Below are 18,465 nucleotides of genomic sequence, written 5' to 3' on the forward strand. Positions count from 1 at the left end.
CTTCGGCAGCAATGGTTCGATCGCAGCCCATTGCGTGTCGTTCAGCCAGAAAAGTTCCGCCATGTTCGAAGCCGTCCGAACAGACTTGAATCAGACGCCTCGCAGTCATGGCAATACATAAAAAATAAATTTTTTGATCGAGATCAGAAAAGAACTCGCATGGAAAATTTATTTATTTTTGCACGACTGAATATTCATGCCTCCATAGGGCATATAATGGTCCCGATTGATCATTTTTTGAGTTATCCTGAACCATTCAGATCATAAAATCAGCATCTTACTTTTCCTTGGAGACCGCTTTGGTCGCTTACACACTTTCCCATCCGGCTCCGCCTATCCCGCGAGTGACAAGGCGGCGTTACGCAGATCCGCTTCGATCACCGTCGCGGTGCGCATGTAATGCGCCTGCAGCAACGAAACCGCCTGCTCCTGGTCATGGCTCAGCACCGCCTGCAAAATGGCGTCATGCTCGGCGCTGACCTTGCGCACCCGGAACACCTTGCGAATGGAAATCATCCGGTAGCGATAGAGCCGGTCGGCCAGCTGCATGCAGAAGCCGATCAAGGGCCGTGAGGCGCAGTTTTCGATCAGCCGGTCGTGAAACGCCCGGTGCAGCACCTCCCAGGCGGGGTTATCCTCGAATTGCTCGGGATTCAGCGAGCGCGGTGTGCGGGCGAGGCGGTGATGCGCCACCAGCAGCGCCTCCTGCCAGGCCGGCGTGGCGTTCTGCATCGATTCGCGCAGCCCCAGCCCTTCCACCCAGCAGCGCGTGCGGGTCAGCTCGTTCAACTCCTCCAGGCTGATCGGCGTCACCGAAAAGCCGCGCTGTTCGCGGCCGATCACCAGCTCCTCGATGACCAGCCGGTTCAGCGCCTCGCGCAGCGGGGTTTGCCCGGTTCCGTACTGGTCCATCAGGAAACGCAAGGAGAGTTTCTGTCCCGGCTCAAGCCGCGCGGCCAGAATATCATTCTTCAGCCGCTCATAGATGCTGGTTGCCAGGGTCGTGGCGTTGTCGGGGGGCTCTTTGGCTGGGTCGATCATGTTGTTGCTTATACAAAAAACTCTCAAACAAAAAAATTTATAAATTTATTGCTTCGATGGTAGTTTTGTGCATTTTATCGAGGGTAGCGAACGAGGGGGAAATGGCGAAAGCTTGGTCAATCAAAGCCTGTGGCTGTGCGGGGGTAGATGTGCATTGCCATATCGTGCCCTCCAGCTTTCCGGCCGCACCGGCGGGGATGCAGGCCGGCTGGCCCAGCCTGCGCCAGGATGGCTGCGGCCACGGCACGTTGATCATCGACGCCAAGCCGTATCGCACCGTCTCCGCCGCGTGCTGGGAGGCACGTCGACGGCTTGAGGACATGGACCGCATGGGCATTGCCGTGCAGGCGCTCTCGCCGATGCCGGAGCTGTTCAGCTATTGGCTCCCGGCCTTGGCGGGGGCAGCGCTGATCCGCCATGTCAACGATATGATCGCGGCATTGCTCGGCGAAGGGCAGGGACGCTTCGTCGGTCTGGCGGGGGTGCCTTTGCAGGATCTCGATCTGGCGGTCGAGGAACTGCGCCGGGTCATGGCCATTCCCGGGTTTCGCGGTGTCGAGATCGGCAGCAATATCAACGAAATGCCGATCGGCGATCCACGGCTGCGGCCGTTCTTCACCGAGGCCGCGCGGCTGGGGGCGGCGGTGTTCGTGCATGCCGTGCGCCCGGCGGGCATGGCACGGCTGGTCGGCCCCGCGCCCCTGCAGCAGGTGCTCGGGTATCCCACGGATGTCGGGCTGGCCCTCGCCTCCGCGATCACCGGCGGCCTGGTCCGGGATTGTCCCGGTCTGCGGCTGGGCTTCAGCCATGGCGGCGGCAGCTTCGCCGCGCTGCTGCCCCGGTTGCGGCGCGGCTATGAGGTGTTTCCGGCCCTGCGCGAGGCGCTGGATGAGTGCCCGACCATCACCGCGCGCCGGCTCTACGTGGACTCCCTGGTGTTCGAGCCGGACTGGCTTTCCCGGCTGGTCACGCTGTTCGGGGCCGAGCGGGTCATGCTCGGTACCGATTATCCATTCAATTTCAGCGAGGCGGCGCCGTGCGATCAGGTCAACGCCGCATGTCCCGACGCGGCGTTGCGCCAGCGTCTGATCCAGCGCAACGCGCTCGCCTTCCTGGCCATGGGTGAGGTGCAAGATGCCGCCTGATTACCCCGTTGCCGCGCTCCGCAGCGTGGCGCTTTCCACACCGGGCCTGGAGGCGGCCTGCGCCTTCTATACCGAGACCTGGCAGCTGGAGCTGGTGGCGCAAGCGCCCGGCCGCGCCTATCTGGCCGCCAGCGGCGACGATGCCTATGTGCTGGAATTGCGCGCCGGCGCGCGCGCCGCCTTGGACGCCGTCAGCTTCCGGGTGCGCGCCGCGGCGGATCTGCCCCGGCTCTACGAAGCCTGTGTGCAAGCGGGCTGCACCATCCTGCAACCGCCCGGACCGGACCATGGGCCAGCCGGCGGCACCCATTTCATCGTCCGCGAACCGCAAGGCTGCACGCTGGAATTTGTGCATGGCGATGCGCGCCGCGAGGGCAGCATACGGCCCAACCGGCCGCTGCGGCTGGCGCATGTGAACATCAACAGCGCCGCAATCGAGGATCTGTCCCGCTTCTGGCAGGAGGTTCTGGGCTTCCGCCTGACCGACCGCTCCCAGGCCATGGCCTTCCTGAGCTGCAACAGCGACCACCACGCCATTGTGCTCGCGCAGGCGCAGGTGAACGGGCTCAACCATGTCGCATTCCTGCTGCCGGATCTTGAATCGGTGATGCGCGGTGCCGGGCATGTGGTGGATCATGGCTGTGGCATCGGCTGGGGGCCGGGACGGCACGGGCCGGGCGATAATGTGTTCGCCTATTTCGTCGGGCCGGACGATGTCGTGGTCGAATACACCGCCGAGGTGCTGCAGGTGGATGAGAGCTACCGCGTCCGGGGCCCGCAAGACTGGGTCTGGCCGCCCGGCCGTACCGATCATTGGGGCGTCGCACCGCCGAAGACCCCCGCCTGTAAGGCCGCGCAGCTCGCCATCGGCTTCGCCTGTGCGTCTGATCTAGAGCATCATCCGATGAGATAGAATCATCTCATCGAATAAAAATGCTCTTATTATCAACAAGATAGAGCACGACATCCGATCCTGATGGATCGGAACGTGCTCTAACGAGACAAGGGTGAAGTCGTGACATACGCAGATGAGCTCTTCGATGTCGTGATTGCCGGCTTCGGTCCTTCCGGGGCGACGGCGGCCGGGCTGCTGGGGGCGTATGGCTTGCGCGTGCTTGTGGTCGAACGACAGACCGAGGTCTATGACAAGCCCCGCGCGATCGCGCTCGATCATGAGATTTTCAGGCATTTCGACAATATGGGTGTGGCGGACGCGGTGCGGCCTCATGTCGCGCCCTTCACCGCCTCGCAGCATTTCGGCGCGCAAGGCCAGTTGATCCGCACCATCGACATGGTGCAGCCGCCTTATCCGCTGGGCTACACGCCCAGCATGGTCTTCAGCCAGCCGCCGGTGGAGGCGGCGCTGCGCGTGCATGCGGCGCGTTTCGCCACTGTCAGCATCGTCACCGGCGCGGAACTGATCGGCTTCGAGGAACGCGGCCAAGAGGGCGGCCAAGAGAGCGGCCAAGAGATCCGCGCCACGCTGCGCGCCGAAGATGGCACGCAGCGCCAGATCCGCGGCAAATTCCTGCTCGGCTGCGATGGCGCCTCCAGCACCGTGCGACAGCTGGCCGATATGGCGCTGCGCGACCTGATTTTCGATGAACCCTGGCTGGTAGTGGATATACGCTGCGGCGACGCGGCGCTGGCCAGGCTGCCGCAATGCTCGGCGCAATTCTGCGACCCGGCGCGGCCGACCACCTACATCATCGGGCCGGGCAATCACCGGCGCTGGGAGATCATGCTGCTGCCTGGCGAAAACCCGCGGGAGATGGCGGCGCCGGAGCAGGTCTGGCGCCTGCTGGCCGGTTTCATGGCGCCCAGCGAAGGCGAGCTGTGGCGCGCCGCCGCCTACCGGTTCCATGCTCTGGTGGCGCAAAGCTGGCGGCGCGGGCGCGTTCTCATCGCCGGCGATGCCGCGCACCAGCAACCGCCTTTCATCGGCCAGGGCATGTGCCAGGGGCTGCGCGATGTCACCAATCTGGTCTGGAAGCTGGAGCGCGTGCTGCGCGGGCGATCGCCGCTGGCGCTGCTCGACAGCTACGAGGCGGAGCGGCGCCGGCATGTCGAGACATTGACCGGCAAGATCAAGGCGATCGGCCAGATGATCTGCGAGCGGGACCCGGCGCTGGCGGCGGCGCGCGATGCCGATTTGCTGGCCCAGGGCGGCGGCACCCCGCCGCATGTGACGCGCCAGGACATTGTGCCGCCGCTGGAAACCGGCCTGCTCGCGGCGCCGGGCAACCCCGGGCGCGGGCTGTTGTTTGCGCAGCCGTTGATCCGCCGGGAGGGCGGCACCGCGCTGCTCGACACGCTGACCGGCACCGGCTGGCGGCTGATTCTGGATGGTCGCGTCCTGCGGGCACCGGATCTTGCCGCCTTGCTGACGCCAGCGGACGATATCGGCCTGTACGCCATCGCCCCGGCGGGGGCGGCGCTGCCGGGCGCGCTTGAGGAACAGGACGGCGTCGTGGCCGCCTGGTTCGACCGTCATCAGGCCCAGGCCGTGCTGGTGCGTCCCGATCATTACGTCTTTGGCACGGCGGCGAACGCCAGGGCGCTGCCGGCGCTGCTCGCCTCCTGCCGGGCGCAGCTCGCCTGCGCCGAACCCATCCATCAGGAAGTCAAACATGAAGCTTGCCACGGTTAAAATCGCCGATGCCCCGCATTGGGGCGTGATCGAGGGAGAGATGTTCTTCGATGTCGGGAGCGTCCTGCAGGCGCATTATCCCGACCTCAAATCCGCCATCGCCGCCGGGATGGCCGGGGTGGCGGAGGCCCGCGCACAGGCGCGAGCCACGCCGCTGCAGGCGCTGAGCTTCCTGCCGGTGATCCCCAACCCGGACAAAATTCTTTGCGTCGGTCTGAACTATGAGATGCACCGCCAGGAGACCGGGCGGCCGGAGGTTGCGCACCCCACCATCTTCGCCCGCTTCGCCAACAGCCAGATTGGCCACATGGCGCCGATCCTGCGGCCCAAACTCTCCAACGATCTCGATTACGAGGGCGAACTGGCCGTCATCATCGGCACGCCCGGCCGTTATATTCCCCGCGCCGCGGCGATGGCGCATATCGCCGGCTACGCCTGCTACAACGATGCCAGTGTGCGCGATTTCCAGCGCCACACGATGCAGTTCACGCCGGGCAAGAATTTTCCCGATACCGGCGCCTTCGGCCCGTGGATGATGACACCCGATGAGCTGGGACCGCTGGCGGAGCTGCGCCTGCAGACGCGCCTCAACGGCGAGGTGGTGCAGGAGGCACTGTTCAAGCAGATGATCTTCGATATCGGCACCCAGATCGAATATTGCTCGCAATTCACCCGGCTTGAGGCCGGCGATGTGATCGTCAGCGGCACGCCGGGCGGCGTCGGCGCCAAGCGCAACCCGCCGCTCTGGATGAAGCCCGGCGATGTCGTCGAGGTCGAGATCGATCGGCTGGGCATTCTCCGTAATCCGGTCGCGCAGGAGGCGTGATGCTCTAACAGCCGCGCCGGCAAACCGCCCGCGCGCGGCACGTCCAAAAATAATGGGGAGACTAAAAATGAATGGTCCAGGCGAAGCCGGGCAAATGCCTGCAATTCCGACGCGCGCCTATATGATCGTGGCGCTGCTGTTCGTGTTTCAGACGCTGAACTTCTTCGACAAGCTGGCCTTCGGCGTCTCGGGCGTGCCGATGATGCATGAATTCAGCCTCACACCCAAGCAGTTCGGCTTGATCGGCGCGGCGTTCTTTCTGTTTTTCGCGGTCGGCGGCACGGTGATCGGCACGCTCTTCGTCGGGCGCTACCGGTCCAAACATATCCTGCTGACCCTCGCTGGCATCTGGACGGCGAGCCAGTTGCCCGTCGCCTTCACCCATTCCTTGCCAATCATCATCGCCTGCCGGTTGCTGCTGGGCATCGGCGAGGGCGCGGCACTGGCCACGGCGATGACCGCCGCCTACGAATGGTTTCCCGACCATCGCCGCAACCTTCCCTCCGCCTTCATTCTGCAAGGCATCAGCGCCGGCTTTCTCATCGGCGGGCCGCTGCTCAGCTGGTTTGTGGTGCATGCCGGCTGGCGCTCCTGCTTCCTGGTGTGCGGGGTTCTGAGCCTGGTCTGGATGGTGCTGTTCGCGCTGATCGGGCGCGAAGGACCGCTTGCCGGCCAGCACGCCGCACCCGTGGCACATGAAACCCCGTTGCCGTTCCGCCTGCTCTGGCTGGACCGCACGGTCATCGGCGTCATGCTCATCGCCTTTTTCGGCTATTGGGTCATCGGCATGGCCGCGGTCTGCCTGCCGCCCTTTCTGCGGCTGGGGCTGGGCTATGCGCCGCTGAAGGCCGGCTGGATCATCTCCGCCATCTACGTGATCCAGTCTCCGGCGCTCATCCTCGGCTCCTGGCTGACGCAGACGATGCGCCAGCGCGGCTGGAGTGCCCGCATCTGCCTGGGCTGGAGTTCTGGCCTCGCGATGCTGGTGAGTGGCGCCGCCTTGCTCGCCGCGGTGCGAAGCCCTGCCGGCGTGGTGCAGACCTGCTTCCTGGCCATCGCCTTTTCGGTGCCGAGCCTGACAACGATCTTCGGGCCGGTGATCCTCGCCGCGATCGCGCCGTCCCGCCAGCGCGCCCGGCTGGTGGTGGTGATCATCTCCGCCACCTCGATCTCCGCGTTCTTTTCCACCTTCATCAACGGCTGGATCATCGGCGCCTACCCGGGCAATGCGCCGCTGGGCTTTGCCATCGCCTTCGGGCTGGGCGGGGTGATCCTGCTCGCCGGCGGGCTGGCCAGCTTCCTGCTGCTGTTTCCTGAAGCAAGCGCCGCGCGCTTCGCCGCCTATCGGCAGGCCCGCGATACCGGCGCCGGGTTTGAGCCTGCCTCATTCGCCCGCGCCAAGCCCTGATCCGACGAGCATCTCAAATCCAAAGTAACAAGGGAGGTTTCCAATGAAGACAGGATTTCGTTTCATGCTGGCCGGCATTGGCCTGGCCGCGATGTCGTTGCCCGCCAAGGCGGCGATGGTCGGCAGCAATCCGGAATATCCGGTTGGCAATACGCTCGGCCAGCCGACGGGCCTGCTGCCGCCGCCTGGCGTGTATCTCACCTTCAAGCCGAGCTACACCCAGTCCCGCCCGGTGAGCGGGGACGGCCATTTCACCGGCGCCCATGCCAATATCTGGGGCGCCACCGGCTCGATCGCCTACATTCCCGACATCCGGATCCTCGGCGCCCGCTATGGCATGTTCATCCGCTCTCTCGGCTGGCTGAATGTCAGCCTCACCACGCCCAGGGCGGCCGGTAGCAAGACCTTCAGCCGCACCGGCCTCGTTGATACCGAGTTCACGCCGCTTTCATTGAGCTGGGATCTCGGCCATCATGTGTTCCTCGATGCCGATTTCGGCTTCTATCCGCCTAACGGCCAGTACAGCAACACGGCCAAGGTGAATACCGGGCAAAATCATTGGACGATCGAGCCGGACATGTCCGTCAGCTGGCTCCCCGGCCCCTACCAATTCACGGTGCACGTGACGCTGGACAAGAATTTCGAGAACAGCACCACGCATTATACAAATGGCACGACGATGGATTGGGACTTCACCGCGATGCGCAGTTTCGGTCACTGGTCGATCGGGCCGGTCTCGTATTTCTACAAGCAGATCACGGCGGATTCAGGCCCGGCGGCGCTCAATGGCGGGTCGCCCGAATCCTTCGCGCTGGGGGCGGATGTCGCCTATCAGGGCAAAGGCTACAAGATGAACATGTTCTTCACCCATGACGTCTACGCCCGCAATGTCGGCGAGGCCGGCAAGGTCGTGCTGACACTCAGTGTGCCGTTGAGGTAACCCGCTCGCAGCATCATCCGATCAGATGGAAGCATCTGATCGGATCGAGTTGCTCGGTTTGTCGATGTGATCGATCGTCGTTCGGATGTGCGGCCAGGTCGGACCAGGAAGGTGATGTCTCGCCCGGCCTGAACCTGCCTTGCACCGAAATAACCGCCCGTCGCGCCATCCCCGACAACACGCACGCGCATTGCGGTGTCCGGTCATGACAGGGGTCTTCGTGGTGAAGCGGGGCGTCAATGTGAACCGGTTGCGGGGGCCGCCGGAGCCGCGACCTTCCGCATCAGCAACACGAGTGGGGCGGCGATGACGAAGGCGAGCATCACGGCCCGAAAGGCATCGGCATAGGCCATGGTCGACGCCTCGCGGTAGGCAAGGGCCCGCAATTGCGCAAGCGCGGCGACGTGACCCGCGGGAGCGGAGCCGAGCAGCGTTGCAAGGTGTGTGCTTGTTGCCGCGACGAGGCGGTCCATCGCGTCATTCGCGGGCGTCAGGTTGGTCGCGATCGCGAGGAAATGCATGTTGGTCCGGTCATTCAGGACGGCGCCGCATACCGCGATGCCAACCGCTCCGCCGAGATTGCGCATCATGTTGAAGAGACCGCTTGCATATTTCAGTCGCGCGGCAGGAAGGCTGCCGAGCCCGAGGGTAACGCTCGGCGCGACAGCGAAAACCTGCGGGAAGCCGCGCAGGATCTGCGGAACCAGCAGCTGGTCGCCGCCCCAGTCGTGGGTAATCAGGCTGAAGCTCCACATGGCGAGACCGAAGCAGCCAAGCCCGAACATCATCAGCCATCTCCCGTCGAATTTCCGGGCGAGCGCGATATAGATGGGAACCCCGATCAGCGAGGCCACGCCGGTCGAGAAGATGGCAACGCCGGTCTGCCAGGCGGAAAATCCGCGCACGTAGCCGAGAAACAGCGGCTCGAGGTAGATGGTCGAGAAGATACCGATGCCGGTGACGAAGGAGAGGATGCAGCCGATCAGGAAATTGCGGTTGCGCAGGGCGCGCAGATCGACAACCGGATGCTCGTAGGTGAGACTCCTGACGACGAACAGGATGCCGGTTATCGCAGAGACGATGGCGCAGAGACGGATCGTCTCGTCGCTGAACCAGTTCCAGCGCGCACCTTCTTCGAGCACGTATTCGAGCGTGCCGAGCGCTGCGGCCATCAGAGCGATGCCGGGATAGTCGGCGTCGCCGAGGAGCGAGAGGTCGGCCTCATCGATGTCGACGCGCAGCGCCACGACGAAGGCGACGAGCAACCCGGGCACGAGATTGACGTAGAAAAGCCAGTGCCAGTCCAGCGTGTCGGTGATCCACCCGCCGATGACCGGGCCGAGGGTTGGCGCGACGGAGGCGATGGTGCCGATCACCGCGGCGGCGTAGACCCGCTTCGGGCCGGGAAAATAGTGGAACGAGGAGGTGAAGACGGTGGGGATCATCGACGCACCGAGCATTCCCTGCAGGGCGCGGAAGACGATCATGCTGTCGATGTTCCAGGCGAGGCCGCAGAGCATCGAGGCGCATGTGAACCCGAGCGCCGATCCGGCGAACAGCCACCGTGTGGAAAAGAGGCGTGTCAGCCATCCCGAAAGCGGAATCATGATGATTTCGGCGATGAGGTAGGCGGTCTGCAGCCAGCTGATCTGGTCCTGTGCGGCGGACAGGCCGCCACCGATTTCCTGCAGGGACGACGCCACGATCTGGATATCGAGCAGCGCGATGAACATGCCCACGCACATGATCGCGAACGGAACGATGGCGCTGAGATTGTTCACCGGCGCGCGCCTCAGGAATGCCGGTTGGCGGGCAGGCGTTTCGTGTTCACCGAAACCGACGCCGAGAGGCCCGGACGCAGCAGGCCGAGGGTCGATGTGTCGCCGTCGAGAACGATGCGAACGGGCACGCGCTGGACGATCTTGGTGAAGTTGCCGGTCGCGTTCTGCGGCGGAATGACGCTGAACACGGCACCGGTCGCGGGGGCGAGGCTCGCCACATGGCCATGCAGGACTCGCCCGGGCGACACGTCGGCGACGATCGTGGCCGGATCGCCAGGCCGCATCCGATGCAGGTCACTCTCCTTGAAGTTGGCGTCGACCCAGAGCCCGCGTGCCGGGACGACGGAAAGCAGGTTCGTTCCCGCCGGCACATAGGCGCCTGCCTGCGCCGACCGATCGCCGACATATCCGTCGACCGGTGAAACGATCGTCGTGTATCCGAGGCGCAGCCGCGCAATCCTGAAATCGGCCTCAGCAGCCCTTATTGCCGCTTTGGCGCCTGTTATCCGCGTCTGGAGTACCGAGAGAAGCTGTTTCGAGACGGCGACCGCCGCCGTTGCCGCATTGACGGAAGCGGCCGCCTTGTGCACTCCGGCGAGGGCTCGCTGGGCATCCTGCCGTGAACCGGCGTCGTTGTTGGCGAGGGTCCGGTAACGTGTCGCTTCCTGCGCGGCGAAGGTGGCTTCCGCCTGCCTCGCGGCAAGGTTCGCCTCCGCCTGACGGATCGCGGTGTGCTGGAGTTCGTATCTGGCCTGCAACGCGGCGACGGCGGCCTTGCGTTCGGCGACGGCGGCGCGTGCGTGGTCGAGTGCGGCCAGATAGTCGGCCGGATCGAGGCGAACCAGGGGCTGGCCGGCCCGGACATACTGGTTGTCGTGCACCAGGATCGACTGGATGTATCCGGATATGTGCGGGGCGATCGGCGTCACGTCGCCACCGACATAGGCGTCATCCGTGGTTTCGACGAAGCGCCCGGCCACCCAACAGTTCGCCGCATACCAGGCACTGGCCGCAAGCAGCGCGATGCCAGCCGCCAACAGCAGCATCCTCTTGCCGAAACGCCGGGGCACATCGGCGAGGCGCCTGCCGGTGATCGGTCGGGGCTGCGGATGATCCGGCACGTCGATGGTCCGATCGTCTGTCGGATAGCTCATTTCGTACTTTCCTCGGGATGGGACGGCCGGCAGCGCGCGGAATGCATCAGGCCGGCGCGGTGGGCATGTCGAAGACGAGCAGCGTTGACGTTGCGGAGGCACAGAGCTTTCCAGCCGAATCGGTCAGCCGGGCTTCGGCAAAGGCGGTGCGGCGGCCGATCGACAGGATCTTGCCTTCGGCGCGCACGGTCCCGCTATCTGGGCTCAGCGGGCGGTGATAGGACACCTTGAGTTCAAGGGTCGTGTAACCCTGGATTGGACTGAGCATCGAATGGGCGGCGCAGCCGCAGGCGCTGTCGAGGAGTGTCGCAGCGTAGCCGCCATGGACCGACCCGATCGGGTTCAGCACTTCCGGGCCGGGCTCTCCCTCGAAAACGGCCCGGCCTTTCTCGATTTCGATCAGCCTGAAATCCATCGTCCTGCCGATGGGTGGATTGTTGCCGGCCTTGAGGAGGGCCTGAAGCTGGGCCAGCCCATCATGGCCATCGGGATTGTTGCGTATGACGTCCATTGCGGTTTCCTTTCCTGCGCGATTCGAGAAAACTGGAGCACGTTCCGATCCATCCGGATCGGATGTCGGGCTCTATCTTGTTGATAATTTGAGCATCATCGCCCGGCGCGCGTCAGCGCGACGCCCTGCCTCGGCCCGCGCCAGATCATCATCTTCAGTCAGATCCGCAGGCAGCATTTCGATCGTCATGCCGTTCGAGGCGCCGGCAATCGGGATGGCCGGTCCGAGACCCATCGAACCCGCTCCTTCGGATTATTCATGATAGCCATCATGTATTGATTTATGACGAGCATCATGTATCTTGTCAAATATGCGGGTGAGCAAGGAACAGGTCGCGGAAAACAGAAAGACGATTCTGGAGGCTGCTGGCAGGCTGTTTCGCGAGCGCGGCTTCGAGGCGGTAACCGTCACGGACGTGATGAAGGCCGCGGGCCTCACGCATGGCGGCTTCTACGGCTATTTCAGCAGCAAGGACGAACTAATCGGGGAAGCCTTGGCTGTCGCCCTTTGCAGCACGCGGGCGCTACCCGACGATTTGCCGACCTTCGTGAAGCGGTATCTCTCGCCCGCTCATCGGGCCGAGTTTGCGCGTGGCTGCCCGGTTGTAGCCCTGGCTTCCGAGACGATCCGCCAGCCCGGCGCCGCGCGGGCTGAAATGACAGCGGGGCTGAAGCGCCAGATCGACGCGATCAGCCATCTCGTCGCCAGCGCGACGGAGGAAGACCGCCGCCGCGCTGCGATCGGAACCTGGGCGGCGATGGTGGGCGCCATGACCCTGGCGCGGCTGACCGACGACCGGACACTGTCGGACGAGATTCTCCACGAGGTTCGCGAATGGCTGACGAGGCGGCCAAGCTGCGGCGAGTAGGTGGTGATGTTGCGGGGTGTCTCGCCGGCGGGCCGGCGGGGCCCGCGATTTCCTCTCTGCCCCGGGATGTGAACCGAGGTCATGGTTTGGCAACAGAGCCCTGGTCCGAATGCCAGAGTGGCTATCGTTAGAGCACGTTCCGATCCTGATGGATCGGAGAGTGCTCTGGCGGCGATTTTCCGTGTGAGCAGGCGGATATGAGCGAGGACGAGCCATGCGGTGGCACGGGCGTGAACATGCCCAATCGAGATGTGTTCGATCCGATTAGCCGGCGCTCTGGGGTCGATTTAAAATTCGGGAGAGGATGGTGCCCAGGGGCGGAATCGAACCACCGACACTGCGATTTTCAGTCGCATGCTCTACCAACTGAGCTACCTGGGCGCGCTGTCGCTCGCGCAACGAGGGTGTAGCCGAAGCTCAGGCCGACATCAAGTCATCGTCCGGTCATTTGCCGCTTATGGCTGCCCGGCAATATCAGTTCTTTACGAGCGCCGTCTGCGGTATCTCGATGTCGATCTCGAGGGTGGACATCGTCCCGTCCCGGCCGAGCTTCACATTGACCTTTTCGCGGTCGATGGAGACGTGCTTGGCGATCACCGCGAGGATTTCCTCCTGCAGCACCACCGCGAGGTCCGACTTGCCGGACAGGGCGCGCTCATGCGCGAGCAGCAATTGCAGCCGCTCGCGGGCGACCGGCGCGGTGTTGCGCGACCGGGTGAAAAAATTGAACAGGCTCATGCGACCTTCCTGCCAAACAGGCGGCTCATGAGGGTCTTCTTCTCGGCGGGGGCGACGATCTCGATCTTCTCGCCCAGCAGGCGGCGGGCCGACTCGCTATAGGCCCTGGCAGGGGCGCAGGACGGGTCGTGCAGCGTGACCGGGCAGCCGACATTCGAGGCGCGCAGCACGTCTTCACTGTCGGGGATGATGCCGATGAGCGGGATGGCAAGGATTTCGAGGATATCGTCCACCTTCAGCATCTCGCCGCGGGCGGCGCGGCCCGCATCGTAGCGGGTCAGCAGCAGGTGCTTTTCGACGATCTCGCCGGCCTCGGCCCGCACCGTCTTCGAATCGAGCAGGCCGATGATCCGGTCGGAGTCGCGCACCGAGGAGACTTCCGGATTGGTGACGACGATCGCGACATCGGCATGGCGCATCGCGAGCGTCGCGCCGCGCTCGATGCCGGCCGGGCTGTCGCAGATGATCCAGTCGAACTTCTCGCGCAATTCGTCGATCACCCGCTCGACGCCTTCGGGTGTGAGCGCGTCCTTGTCGCGGGTCTGCGAGGCGGGAAGCAGCGACAGCGTATCGACCCGCTTGTCGCGGATCAGCGCCTGCGCCAGCTTGGCATCCCCCTGCACGACATTGACCAGATCGAAGACGACCCGCCGCTCCGCGCCCATGATGAGGTCGAGATTGCGCAGGCCGACATCGAAATCGACGACGGCGACATTCTGCCCCGTCTGGGCGAGCGCCGCGCCAAGAGCGGCAGAGGAGGTCGTCTTGCCGACGCCGCCCTTGCCCGATGTGACCACGAGAACCTTCGCCATGAGTTGATTCCTATCCCAATGCTGCGAGGCGCAGCTCCTTGTCATGCAGCCAGACCTGAACGGCCCGCCCTTGCAGCCCGGTCCCCCAATGATCCGCCGTGCGGTAGAGACCATCGATCGCCAGCAACTCGGCGGCAAGGCGGGAGCAGAAAATACGGGCCTTGTGGCCGCTCGCGATACCCGCGACGGCGCGGCCGCGCAGCGTGCCGTATACGTGGATCGAACCGCCGGCGATCAGCTCCGCACCGGAGGCGACCGGCCCGATCACGGTGATGTCGCCGTCCTCGAACACGATCGACTGGCCGGACCGCACCGGGCGGTCGATCAGCAGCGATGGGCGGGACGGCGCGGCAGGCGGCGGCTCGGGCGGCGGCGGTTCGCTGTGCTCCGGAATCTCGATCTCGCGGTCACCACGCCCCTCGCGGCCCGGCGGCGCGAGGTTGACGCCGTACCACGGGGTCTCCCGCAGCCGTTCCATGTCGATCCCCTCGACGCCGATGATCCGCAGGTCGCGCGCTTCGAGCGCCCCGAGAACCGCCGGCACGTCATCCTCGCCAGCGGCGAGGAGAGACAGGTTGACCACGACCGGACGCCCCTCGAAAAACCCGACCGACCGCCCGATCTGGCGGTCGAGCGCATCGAGCCATGCGGGGAAAGGGGGTTCCGGCATGACCACCATGGCCATGAAGGTGCGGCCACGTATGCGAATCGCCGGAAGCGGAAGCGCTGTTTCAGACACGTGAAGGACGTAGCGGCAGGCGGCTTCGCGCGTCAACAACGGATTTCTAAAAGTCCAGTCGCCAGCGCAACGATCAAGGATCGGGCGGGGGATACCGGTTCATCCGGAAGGCTGAGGCCCGGGACCGGCGGAACCGACTCGGCCGGCCTCAGCGCGGGGAGATCAAACCCGACGCCTCGGCCCGCGCCCGGCTTTCCGTGATCGAACGGCTGACGCCGATCGCAGCTTCGAGAGCGAGCCGCCCCGCCTCGGCATCAACGAGGACCGGCGCCCCGTCGAGACAGGCGGCATGGAAGGCCTTGTGCTCGGCGGCGAGGGCGTCGTGATCCTCCCAGCTCGCCTCCTCGATGCCGAACGCCTCGAATCCAGGCATCCGCAGCCCGCCTTCCTGACCCCGCCCGACAAGGCTGAGCCGACGCGCGGCGAAATCGACCGCCAGATACCCGGCCTCGGAAAAGATCCGCATCCGCCGCTCGGTCTTCATCGAGATGCGGCTCGCGGTCACGGTGGCGACGCAGCCATTGGCGAAGCGCACGCGGGCATTGGCGATGTCCTCATGCGCGCTGGCGACAGCGGCGCCGACGGCATCGATGCTCTCGACCGGCTGGGCCACGAGGGCGAGGATCAGGTCGAGATCGTGGATCATCAGGTCGAGAATCACGGACACATCGGTGCCGCGCGGCTTGAAGGGGGCGATCCGCACCGCCTCGATATAGAGCGGCTTGCCCATCCGCGCCGCGACGGCGCCGTGGGCGGCGGAAAACCGCTCGAGATGGCCGACCTGCAGGACAAGGCCGCGCGCGCGGGCGAGACGGCCGAGGATTTCGGCCTCGTCCACCGTCGCGGCGATCGGCTTTTCGACGAGAACGTGGCGCCCGGCCTCCAGCGCGCGGGAGGCAAGGGCGAAATGGGTATCGGCGGGCGAGGCGATGATCAGCGCCTCCGACGCCGCGATCAGCGCCTCGAGCGGGAGCGCGGCGCAGCCGGCCTCCGCCGCCACCGCGGCGGCGCGGGTCATGTCGGGGTCGGAAACGCCGACGAGATCCGCCCGCGCGGCGGCCGCCGTCTTCAACGCATGGTAGCGGCCGAAATGGCCGACCCCGATCACCCCAACCCGAAGTTTCTGCATCGCGTTTCGTTCCTGACAGAAGCGGGCTTGCACCGGCAAGCCGAGGCCGCCATACCACCCCTGCGTCGCCGTTGGGAGCCCTTCGCCTGTCATGCTTTACTTCACGCGCCTGAAAACCACCCTGATCGTGCTGTTCTGCGCGATCGGCGTGCTGCTCACGCTGCCGAACCTGGTCAAGCGCCCGGTTCCGGGCATTCCCTGGCCGCAGATCCATCTCGGGCTCGACCTGCGCGGCGGTTCCTACCTGCTGATGCAGATCGACATGAACGCGGTGGTGAAGGAACAGCTCGCCAACCTCACCGACGAGGTGCGCCACACCCTGTTGCAGGCCGATATCGGCTATACCGACCTCGGTGGCGATGTCGCGGCGCAGCGGGTGCAGTTCAACCTGGTCAAGCCGGCGGATGCCGCAAAGGTGCGCCAGCTGCTTGCGAAACTCGTCTCGCCGGTGGCCGCCGCCGGCGGCGTGCCCGACCTCGACGTGAAGGTGACGGATGCGGGTGCGACGACGCTAACCCTCTCCCGCCCGGCGCTGATCGCCAAGCAGACCCAGGCCATCGCCCAGTCGATCACCATCATCGGCCGCCGCATCGACGGCAGCGGCGTGGTCGACCCGCAGATCGCCCGGCAGGGGGCGGACCAGATCGTCATCCAGCTGCCCGGCGTGTCCGACCCGAACCAGATCAAGGCGCTGCTCGGCAAGACCGCGCACATGACCTTCCACATGGTCGCCGAGGATGTGAACCCGGAGACCAAGGTGCCGCCCCCCGGCGTCGAGATCCTGCCGATGAGCGATGGCAGCGGCCGGAAGCTCGCGATCCGCTCGCGCGTCGCGGTCGACGGCGCGGACCTGACCAACGCCCAGGCCGGACAGGATCCGCAGAGCGGGCAATGGGTGGTCAACTTCACCTTCAACAGTGTCGGCGCCCGCAAGTTTGCCGACATCACCACTCACAATGTCGGCAAGCTGTTCGCGATCGAGCTCGATCACAAGATCATCGAGGCGCCGGTCATCCGCACGCCGATCGTCGGCGGGCGGGGGCAGATTTCGGGCAGTTTCACCGCCAAGAGCGCATCCGACCTTGCGCTCCTGCTGCGCGCGGGCGCCCTGCCCGCCCCGCTCAAGGTGGTCGAGCAGCAGAGCGTCGGGCCGGAACTCGGGGCCGACGCGATCCGCGCCGGCGTCATCTCGCTGGCGGTGGGCTTCCTGCTGGTCATCACCTTCATGGCGAGTTTCTACGGCCTGTTCGGCTGGTTCGCGAACCTCGCCCTCGTGGTCAACCTGCTGCTGCTGATCGCTGTTCTGTCGCTGATGGGGGCGACGCTGACGCTGCCGGGCATGGCGGGCATCCTGCTGACGCTCGGCATGGCGGTGGACTCCAACGTGCTGATCAACGAGCGCGTGCGCGAGGAGGTCAAGCTCGGCCGCAAGCCGCTCGCAGCCCTCGAGGCCGGCTACAAGCGCGCCTACAGCACCATCATCGACAGTAACGTGACCACGCTGCTCGCCCACATCATGCTGTTCATCTTCGGATCGCCGCCGGTGCGCGGCTTCGCGGTGACCATCTGTGTCGGCATCATCACAACCCTGTTCACGTCGACCGTGCTGGTCCGGCTGATCACGGCGCGCTGGTATGTCGCGCGCCGTCCCGCCGCGCTGCCGGTTCTCTGAGGCCCGCGCCATGAAGTTCCTCACCCGCCCCGCCTTCCGCCTGGTGCCGGACGGCACGCGCATCCAGTTCATGAAGGGACGGTTCATCGGCCTCGCGGTCTCGGCCATCCTCTCGACCGCGTCACTGATCCTGTTCTTCCATCCCGGCCTCAATCTCGGCCTCGATTTCCGCGGCGGCGTCGTCATCCAGGTGGCGACCCCGCAGACGCCGGACTTCACGAAGCTGCGCGCGGAACTCGCGGCCGCCCATCTCCCCGGCGCCTCGCTGCAGAGCTTCGGCGGCAACAAGGGCGTGCTGATCAGCCTCGAATCGCAGGACAACGCGAAGGATACGCAGAAATCCCTCGCCGCCGCCGAAGGGGTGGTGAAGCAGAACCTGCCCGGTGCGAAGATCCTCTCGACCCAGGCGATCGGCGCCTCGGTCTCGGCGACGCTGTTCCAGCAGGGGCTGATCGCGCTCGGGATCAGCTTCCTGATGATCCTCGTCTATATCTGGTTCCGCTTCGAGTGGCAGTTCGCCGTCGGCGCGGTGGCGACGCTGATCCTCGACGTGACCAAGACGATCGGCTTCATGGTCATCACCCGCCTGCCCTTCGACCTCGTGACCATCGCCGCGATCCTGACCGTGATCGGCTATTCGACCAACGACAAGGTCGTGGTCTATGACCGGATGCGGGAAAACCTGCGCAAATACAAGACGATGCCGCTGCGCGAGCTGATCGACCTGTCGATCAACGAAACCCTCAACCGCACGCTCGGCACCTCCAGCACGGTGTTCCTCGCCGCCCTGCCGCTCGCCCTGTTCGGCGGCGCCTCGCTCTCCGGCTTCGCCTGGGTGATGCTGTTCGGCATCGTCGTCGGCACCTCGTCGTCGATCTATATCGCGGCGCCGATCCTGCTGCTGCTCGGCGAGCACCGGCTGCGCCGGGGCAATCCGAAACTGGCCGACGACCCGACCGTGACCAAGGACACCGCGCGGGCCTCGCGCTGACGCACACCCCTTCCGGAGGGGTTCAAACCAGAGACCGCCATGCACGGATCGAGGGTCGGC

The 18,465-nt window shown here is 65.2% G+C and carries 19 protein-coding genes and 1 tRNA gene; 10 read left to right on the top strand and 10 right to left on the bottom strand.

Annotation, left to right across the window (positions count from 1 at the left end):
• The coding region (locus B7Z76_RS10660; protein WP_291343833.1) for a hypothetical protein at positions 1 to 267 on the top strand (267 nt) is incomplete at its 5' end.
• Between the two features lie 66 nt (positions 268 to 333).
• Here the strand turns inward: B7Z76_RS10660 and B7Z76_RS10665 are convergent.
• Positions 334 to 1,041, bottom strand: a complete 708-nt coding sequence (locus B7Z76_RS10665) for a GntR family transcriptional regulator (protein ID WP_291343835.1) — start codon at positions 1,039 to 1,041, stop codon at positions 334 to 336.
• A 149-nt stretch (positions 1,042 to 1,190) separates the two neighbouring features.
• Here B7Z76_RS10665 and B7Z76_RS10670 point away from each other — a divergent pair, with 149 nt between their 5' ends.
• From B7Z76_RS10670 to B7Z76_RS10695, 6 genes are all read left to right on the top strand, one after another.
• Positions 1,191 to 2,186 (top strand): amidohydrolase family protein, encoded by a 996-nt coding sequence (locus B7Z76_RS10670; protein ID WP_291343837.1) that lies wholly within the window; start codon positions 1,191 to 1,193, stop codon positions 2,184 to 2,186.
• Positions 2,176 to 3,099, top strand: a complete 924-nt coding sequence (locus B7Z76_RS10675; protein WP_291343838.1) for a VOC family protein — start codon at positions 2,176 to 2,178, stop codon at positions 3,097 to 3,099. The genes B7Z76_RS10670 and B7Z76_RS10675 overlap by 11 nt, the downstream gene beginning before the upstream one ends.
• A gap of 102 nt (positions 3,100 to 3,201) precedes the next feature.
• On the top strand, positions 3,202 to 4,836 hold the full coding sequence (locus B7Z76_RS10680) for a bifunctional 3-(3-hydroxy-phenyl)propionate/3-hydroxycinnamic acid hydroxylase (protein WP_291343840.1): 1,635 nt from the start codon (positions 3,202 to 3,204) through the stop codon (positions 4,834 to 4,836).
• On the top strand, positions 4,817 to 5,662 hold the full coding sequence (locus B7Z76_RS10685) for a fumarylacetoacetate hydrolase family protein (RefSeq protein ID WP_291343842.1): 846 nt from the start codon (positions 4,817 to 4,819) through the stop codon (positions 5,660 to 5,662). The genes B7Z76_RS10680 and B7Z76_RS10685 overlap by 20 nt, the downstream gene beginning before the upstream one ends.
• A gap of 94 nt (positions 5,663 to 5,756) precedes the next feature.
• Entirely contained in the window at positions 5,757 to 7,070 is a 1,314-nt protein-coding gene (locus tag B7Z76_RS10690) for an MFS transporter (protein ID WP_291343844.1), read from the top strand.
• A 43-nt stretch (positions 7,071 to 7,113) separates the two neighbouring features.
• Complete coding sequence (locus B7Z76_RS10695; protein ID WP_174503219.1) at positions 7,114 to 8,010, top strand: transporter; 897 nt, start codon at positions 7,114 to 7,116, stop codon at positions 8,008 to 8,010.
• 236 nt (positions 8,011 to 8,246) lie between these two features.
• On the opposite strand, the gene B7Z76_RS10700 is transcribed toward B7Z76_RS10695, so the two are convergent.
• From B7Z76_RS10700 to B7Z76_RS10715, 4 genes are all read right to left on the bottom strand, one after another.
• On the bottom strand, positions 8,247 to 9,791 hold the full coding sequence (locus B7Z76_RS10700) for a DHA2 family efflux MFS transporter permease subunit (protein WP_236656304.1): 1,545 nt from the start codon (positions 9,789 to 9,791) through the stop codon (positions 8,247 to 8,249).
• 11 nt (positions 9,792 to 9,802) lie between these two features.
• On the bottom strand, positions 9,803 to 10,945 hold the full coding sequence (locus B7Z76_RS10705) for an HlyD family secretion protein (RefSeq protein WP_291343847.1): 1,143 nt from the start codon (positions 10,943 to 10,945) through the stop codon (positions 9,803 to 9,805).
• Between the two features lie 46 nt (positions 10,946 to 10,991).
• Complete coding sequence (locus tag B7Z76_RS10710; RefSeq protein WP_174503221.1) at positions 10,992 to 11,456, bottom strand: PaaI family thioesterase; 465 nt, start codon at positions 11,454 to 11,456, stop codon at positions 10,992 to 10,994.
• A 72-nt stretch (positions 11,457 to 11,528) separates the two neighbouring features.
• Entirely contained in the window at positions 11,529 to 11,690 is a 162-nt protein-coding gene (locus tag B7Z76_RS10715) for a hypothetical protein (RefSeq protein ID WP_291343849.1), read from the bottom strand.
• 76 nt (positions 11,691 to 11,766) lie between these two features.
• Between B7Z76_RS10715 and B7Z76_RS10720 the strand changes: the two genes are divergently transcribed.
• The gene (locus B7Z76_RS10720) at positions 11,767 to 12,324 is read left to right on the top strand and encodes a TetR/AcrR family transcriptional regulator (RefSeq protein WP_324482542.1); all 558 of its coding nucleotides are present in this window, start codon (positions 11,767 to 11,769) and stop codon (positions 12,322 to 12,324) included.
• Positions 12,325 to 12,629: 305 nt separating this feature from the next.
• On the opposite strand, the gene B7Z76_RS10725 is transcribed toward B7Z76_RS10720, so the two are convergent.
• The 5 genes from B7Z76_RS10725 to B7Z76_RS10745 form a co-directional block, all read right to left on the bottom strand.
• Positions 12,630 to 12,705, bottom strand: a tRNA-Phe gene (locus B7Z76_RS10725).
• Positions 12,706 to 12,798: 93 nt separating this feature from the next.
• Positions 12,799 to 13,062: a cell division topological specificity factor MinE gene (minE, locus tag B7Z76_RS10730; RefSeq protein ID WP_174503223.1), complete on the bottom strand. Its 264-nt coding sequence runs from the start codon at positions 13,060 to 13,062 to the stop codon at positions 12,799 to 12,801.
• A complete protein-coding gene (gene minD, locus B7Z76_RS10735; RefSeq protein ID WP_174503224.1) occupies positions 13,059 to 13,874 on the bottom strand; it encodes a septum site-determining protein MinD in 816 nt (271 codons plus the stop codon). Before minD ends, minE begins: the two co-directional genes overlap by 4 nt.
• Before the next feature lie 10 nt (positions 13,875 to 13,884).
• Positions 13,885 to 14,544, bottom strand: a complete 660-nt coding sequence (gene minC, locus B7Z76_RS10740; RefSeq protein WP_236656306.1) for a septum site-determining protein MinC — start codon at positions 14,542 to 14,544, stop codon at positions 13,885 to 13,887.
• 217 nt (positions 14,545 to 14,761) lie between these two features.
• Complete coding sequence (locus B7Z76_RS10745; RefSeq protein ID WP_291343855.1) at positions 14,762 to 15,742, bottom strand: Gfo/Idh/MocA family protein; 981 nt, start codon at positions 15,740 to 15,742, stop codon at positions 14,762 to 14,764.
• Between the two features lie 91 nt (positions 15,743 to 15,833).
• Here B7Z76_RS10745 and secD point away from each other — a divergent pair, with 91 nt between their 5' ends.
• Complete coding sequence (gene secD / locus B7Z76_RS10750; RefSeq protein WP_291343857.1) at positions 15,834 to 17,414, top strand: protein translocase subunit SecD; 1,581 nt, start codon at positions 15,834 to 15,836, stop codon at positions 17,412 to 17,414.
• A gap of 10 nt (positions 17,415 to 17,424) precedes the next feature.
• Positions 17,425 to 18,405 (top strand): protein translocase subunit SecF, encoded by a 981-nt coding sequence (secF, locus tag B7Z76_RS10755; RefSeq protein ID WP_174504822.1) that lies wholly within the window; start codon positions 17,425 to 17,427, stop codon positions 18,403 to 18,405.
• Positions 18,406 to 18,465: the final 60 nt, after the last annotated feature.

The sequence above is a fragment of the Acidiphilium sp. 20-67-58 genome, assembly GCF_002255515.1.
Taxonomy (GTDB): Bacteria; Pseudomonadota; Alphaproteobacteria; order Acetobacterales; family Acetobacteraceae; genus Acidiphilium.

Coding starts and splice junctions, on each gene's coding strand:
- B7Z76_RS10675 (WP_291343838.1), top strand. CDS start 2,176: ATGCCGCCTGATTACCCCGTTGCCGCGCTCCGCAGCGTGGCGCTTTCC.
- B7Z76_RS10665 (WP_291343835.1), bottom strand. CDS start 1,041: ATGATCGACCCAGCCAAAGAGCCCCCCGACAACGCCACGACCCTGGCA.
- secD (WP_291343857.1), top strand. CDS start 15,834: ATGCTTTACTTCACGCGCCTGAAAACCACCCTGATCGTGCTGTTCTGC.
- B7Z76_RS10705 (WP_291343847.1), bottom strand. CDS start 10,945: ATGAGCTATCCGACAGACGATCGGACCATCGACGTGCCGGATCATCCG.
- B7Z76_RS10690 (WP_291343844.1), top strand. CDS start 5,757: ATGCCTGCAATTCCGACGCGCGCCTATATGATCGTGGCGCTGCTGTTC.
- B7Z76_RS10720 (WP_324482542.1), top strand. CDS start 11,767: ATGCGGGTGAGCAAGGAACAGGTCGCGGAAAACAGAAAGACGATTCTG.
- minC (WP_236656306.1), bottom strand. CDS start 14,544: ATGCCGGAACCCCCTTTCCCCGCATGGCTCGATGCGCTCGACCGCCAG.
- B7Z76_RS10710 (WP_174503221.1), bottom strand. CDS start 11,456: ATGGACGTCATACGCAACAATCCCGATGGCCATGATGGGCTGGCCCAG.
- B7Z76_RS10685 (WP_291343842.1), top strand. CDS start 4,817: ATGAAGCTTGCCACGGTTAAAATCGCCGATGCCCCGCATTGGGGCGTG.
- secF (WP_174504822.1), top strand. CDS start 17,425: ATGAAGTTCCTCACCCGCCCCGCCTTCCGCCTGGTGCCGGACGGCACG.
- B7Z76_RS10715 (WP_291343849.1), bottom strand. CDS start 11,690: ATGGGTCTCGGACCGGCCATCCCGATTGCCGGCGCCTCGAACGGCATG.
- minD (WP_174503224.1), bottom strand. CDS start 13,874: ATGGCGAAGGTTCTCGTGGTCACATCGGGCAAGGGCGGCGTCGGCAAG.
- B7Z76_RS10745 (WP_291343855.1), bottom strand. CDS start 15,742: ATGCAGAAACTTCGGGTTGGGGTGATCGGGGTCGGCCATTTCGGCCGC.
- B7Z76_RS10695 (WP_174503219.1), top strand. CDS start 7,114: ATGAAGACAGGATTTCGTTTCATGCTGGCCGGCATTGGCCTGGCCGCG.
- minE (WP_174503223.1), bottom strand. CDS start 13,062: ATGAGCCTGTTCAATTTTTTCACCCGGTCGCGCAACACCGCGCCGGTC.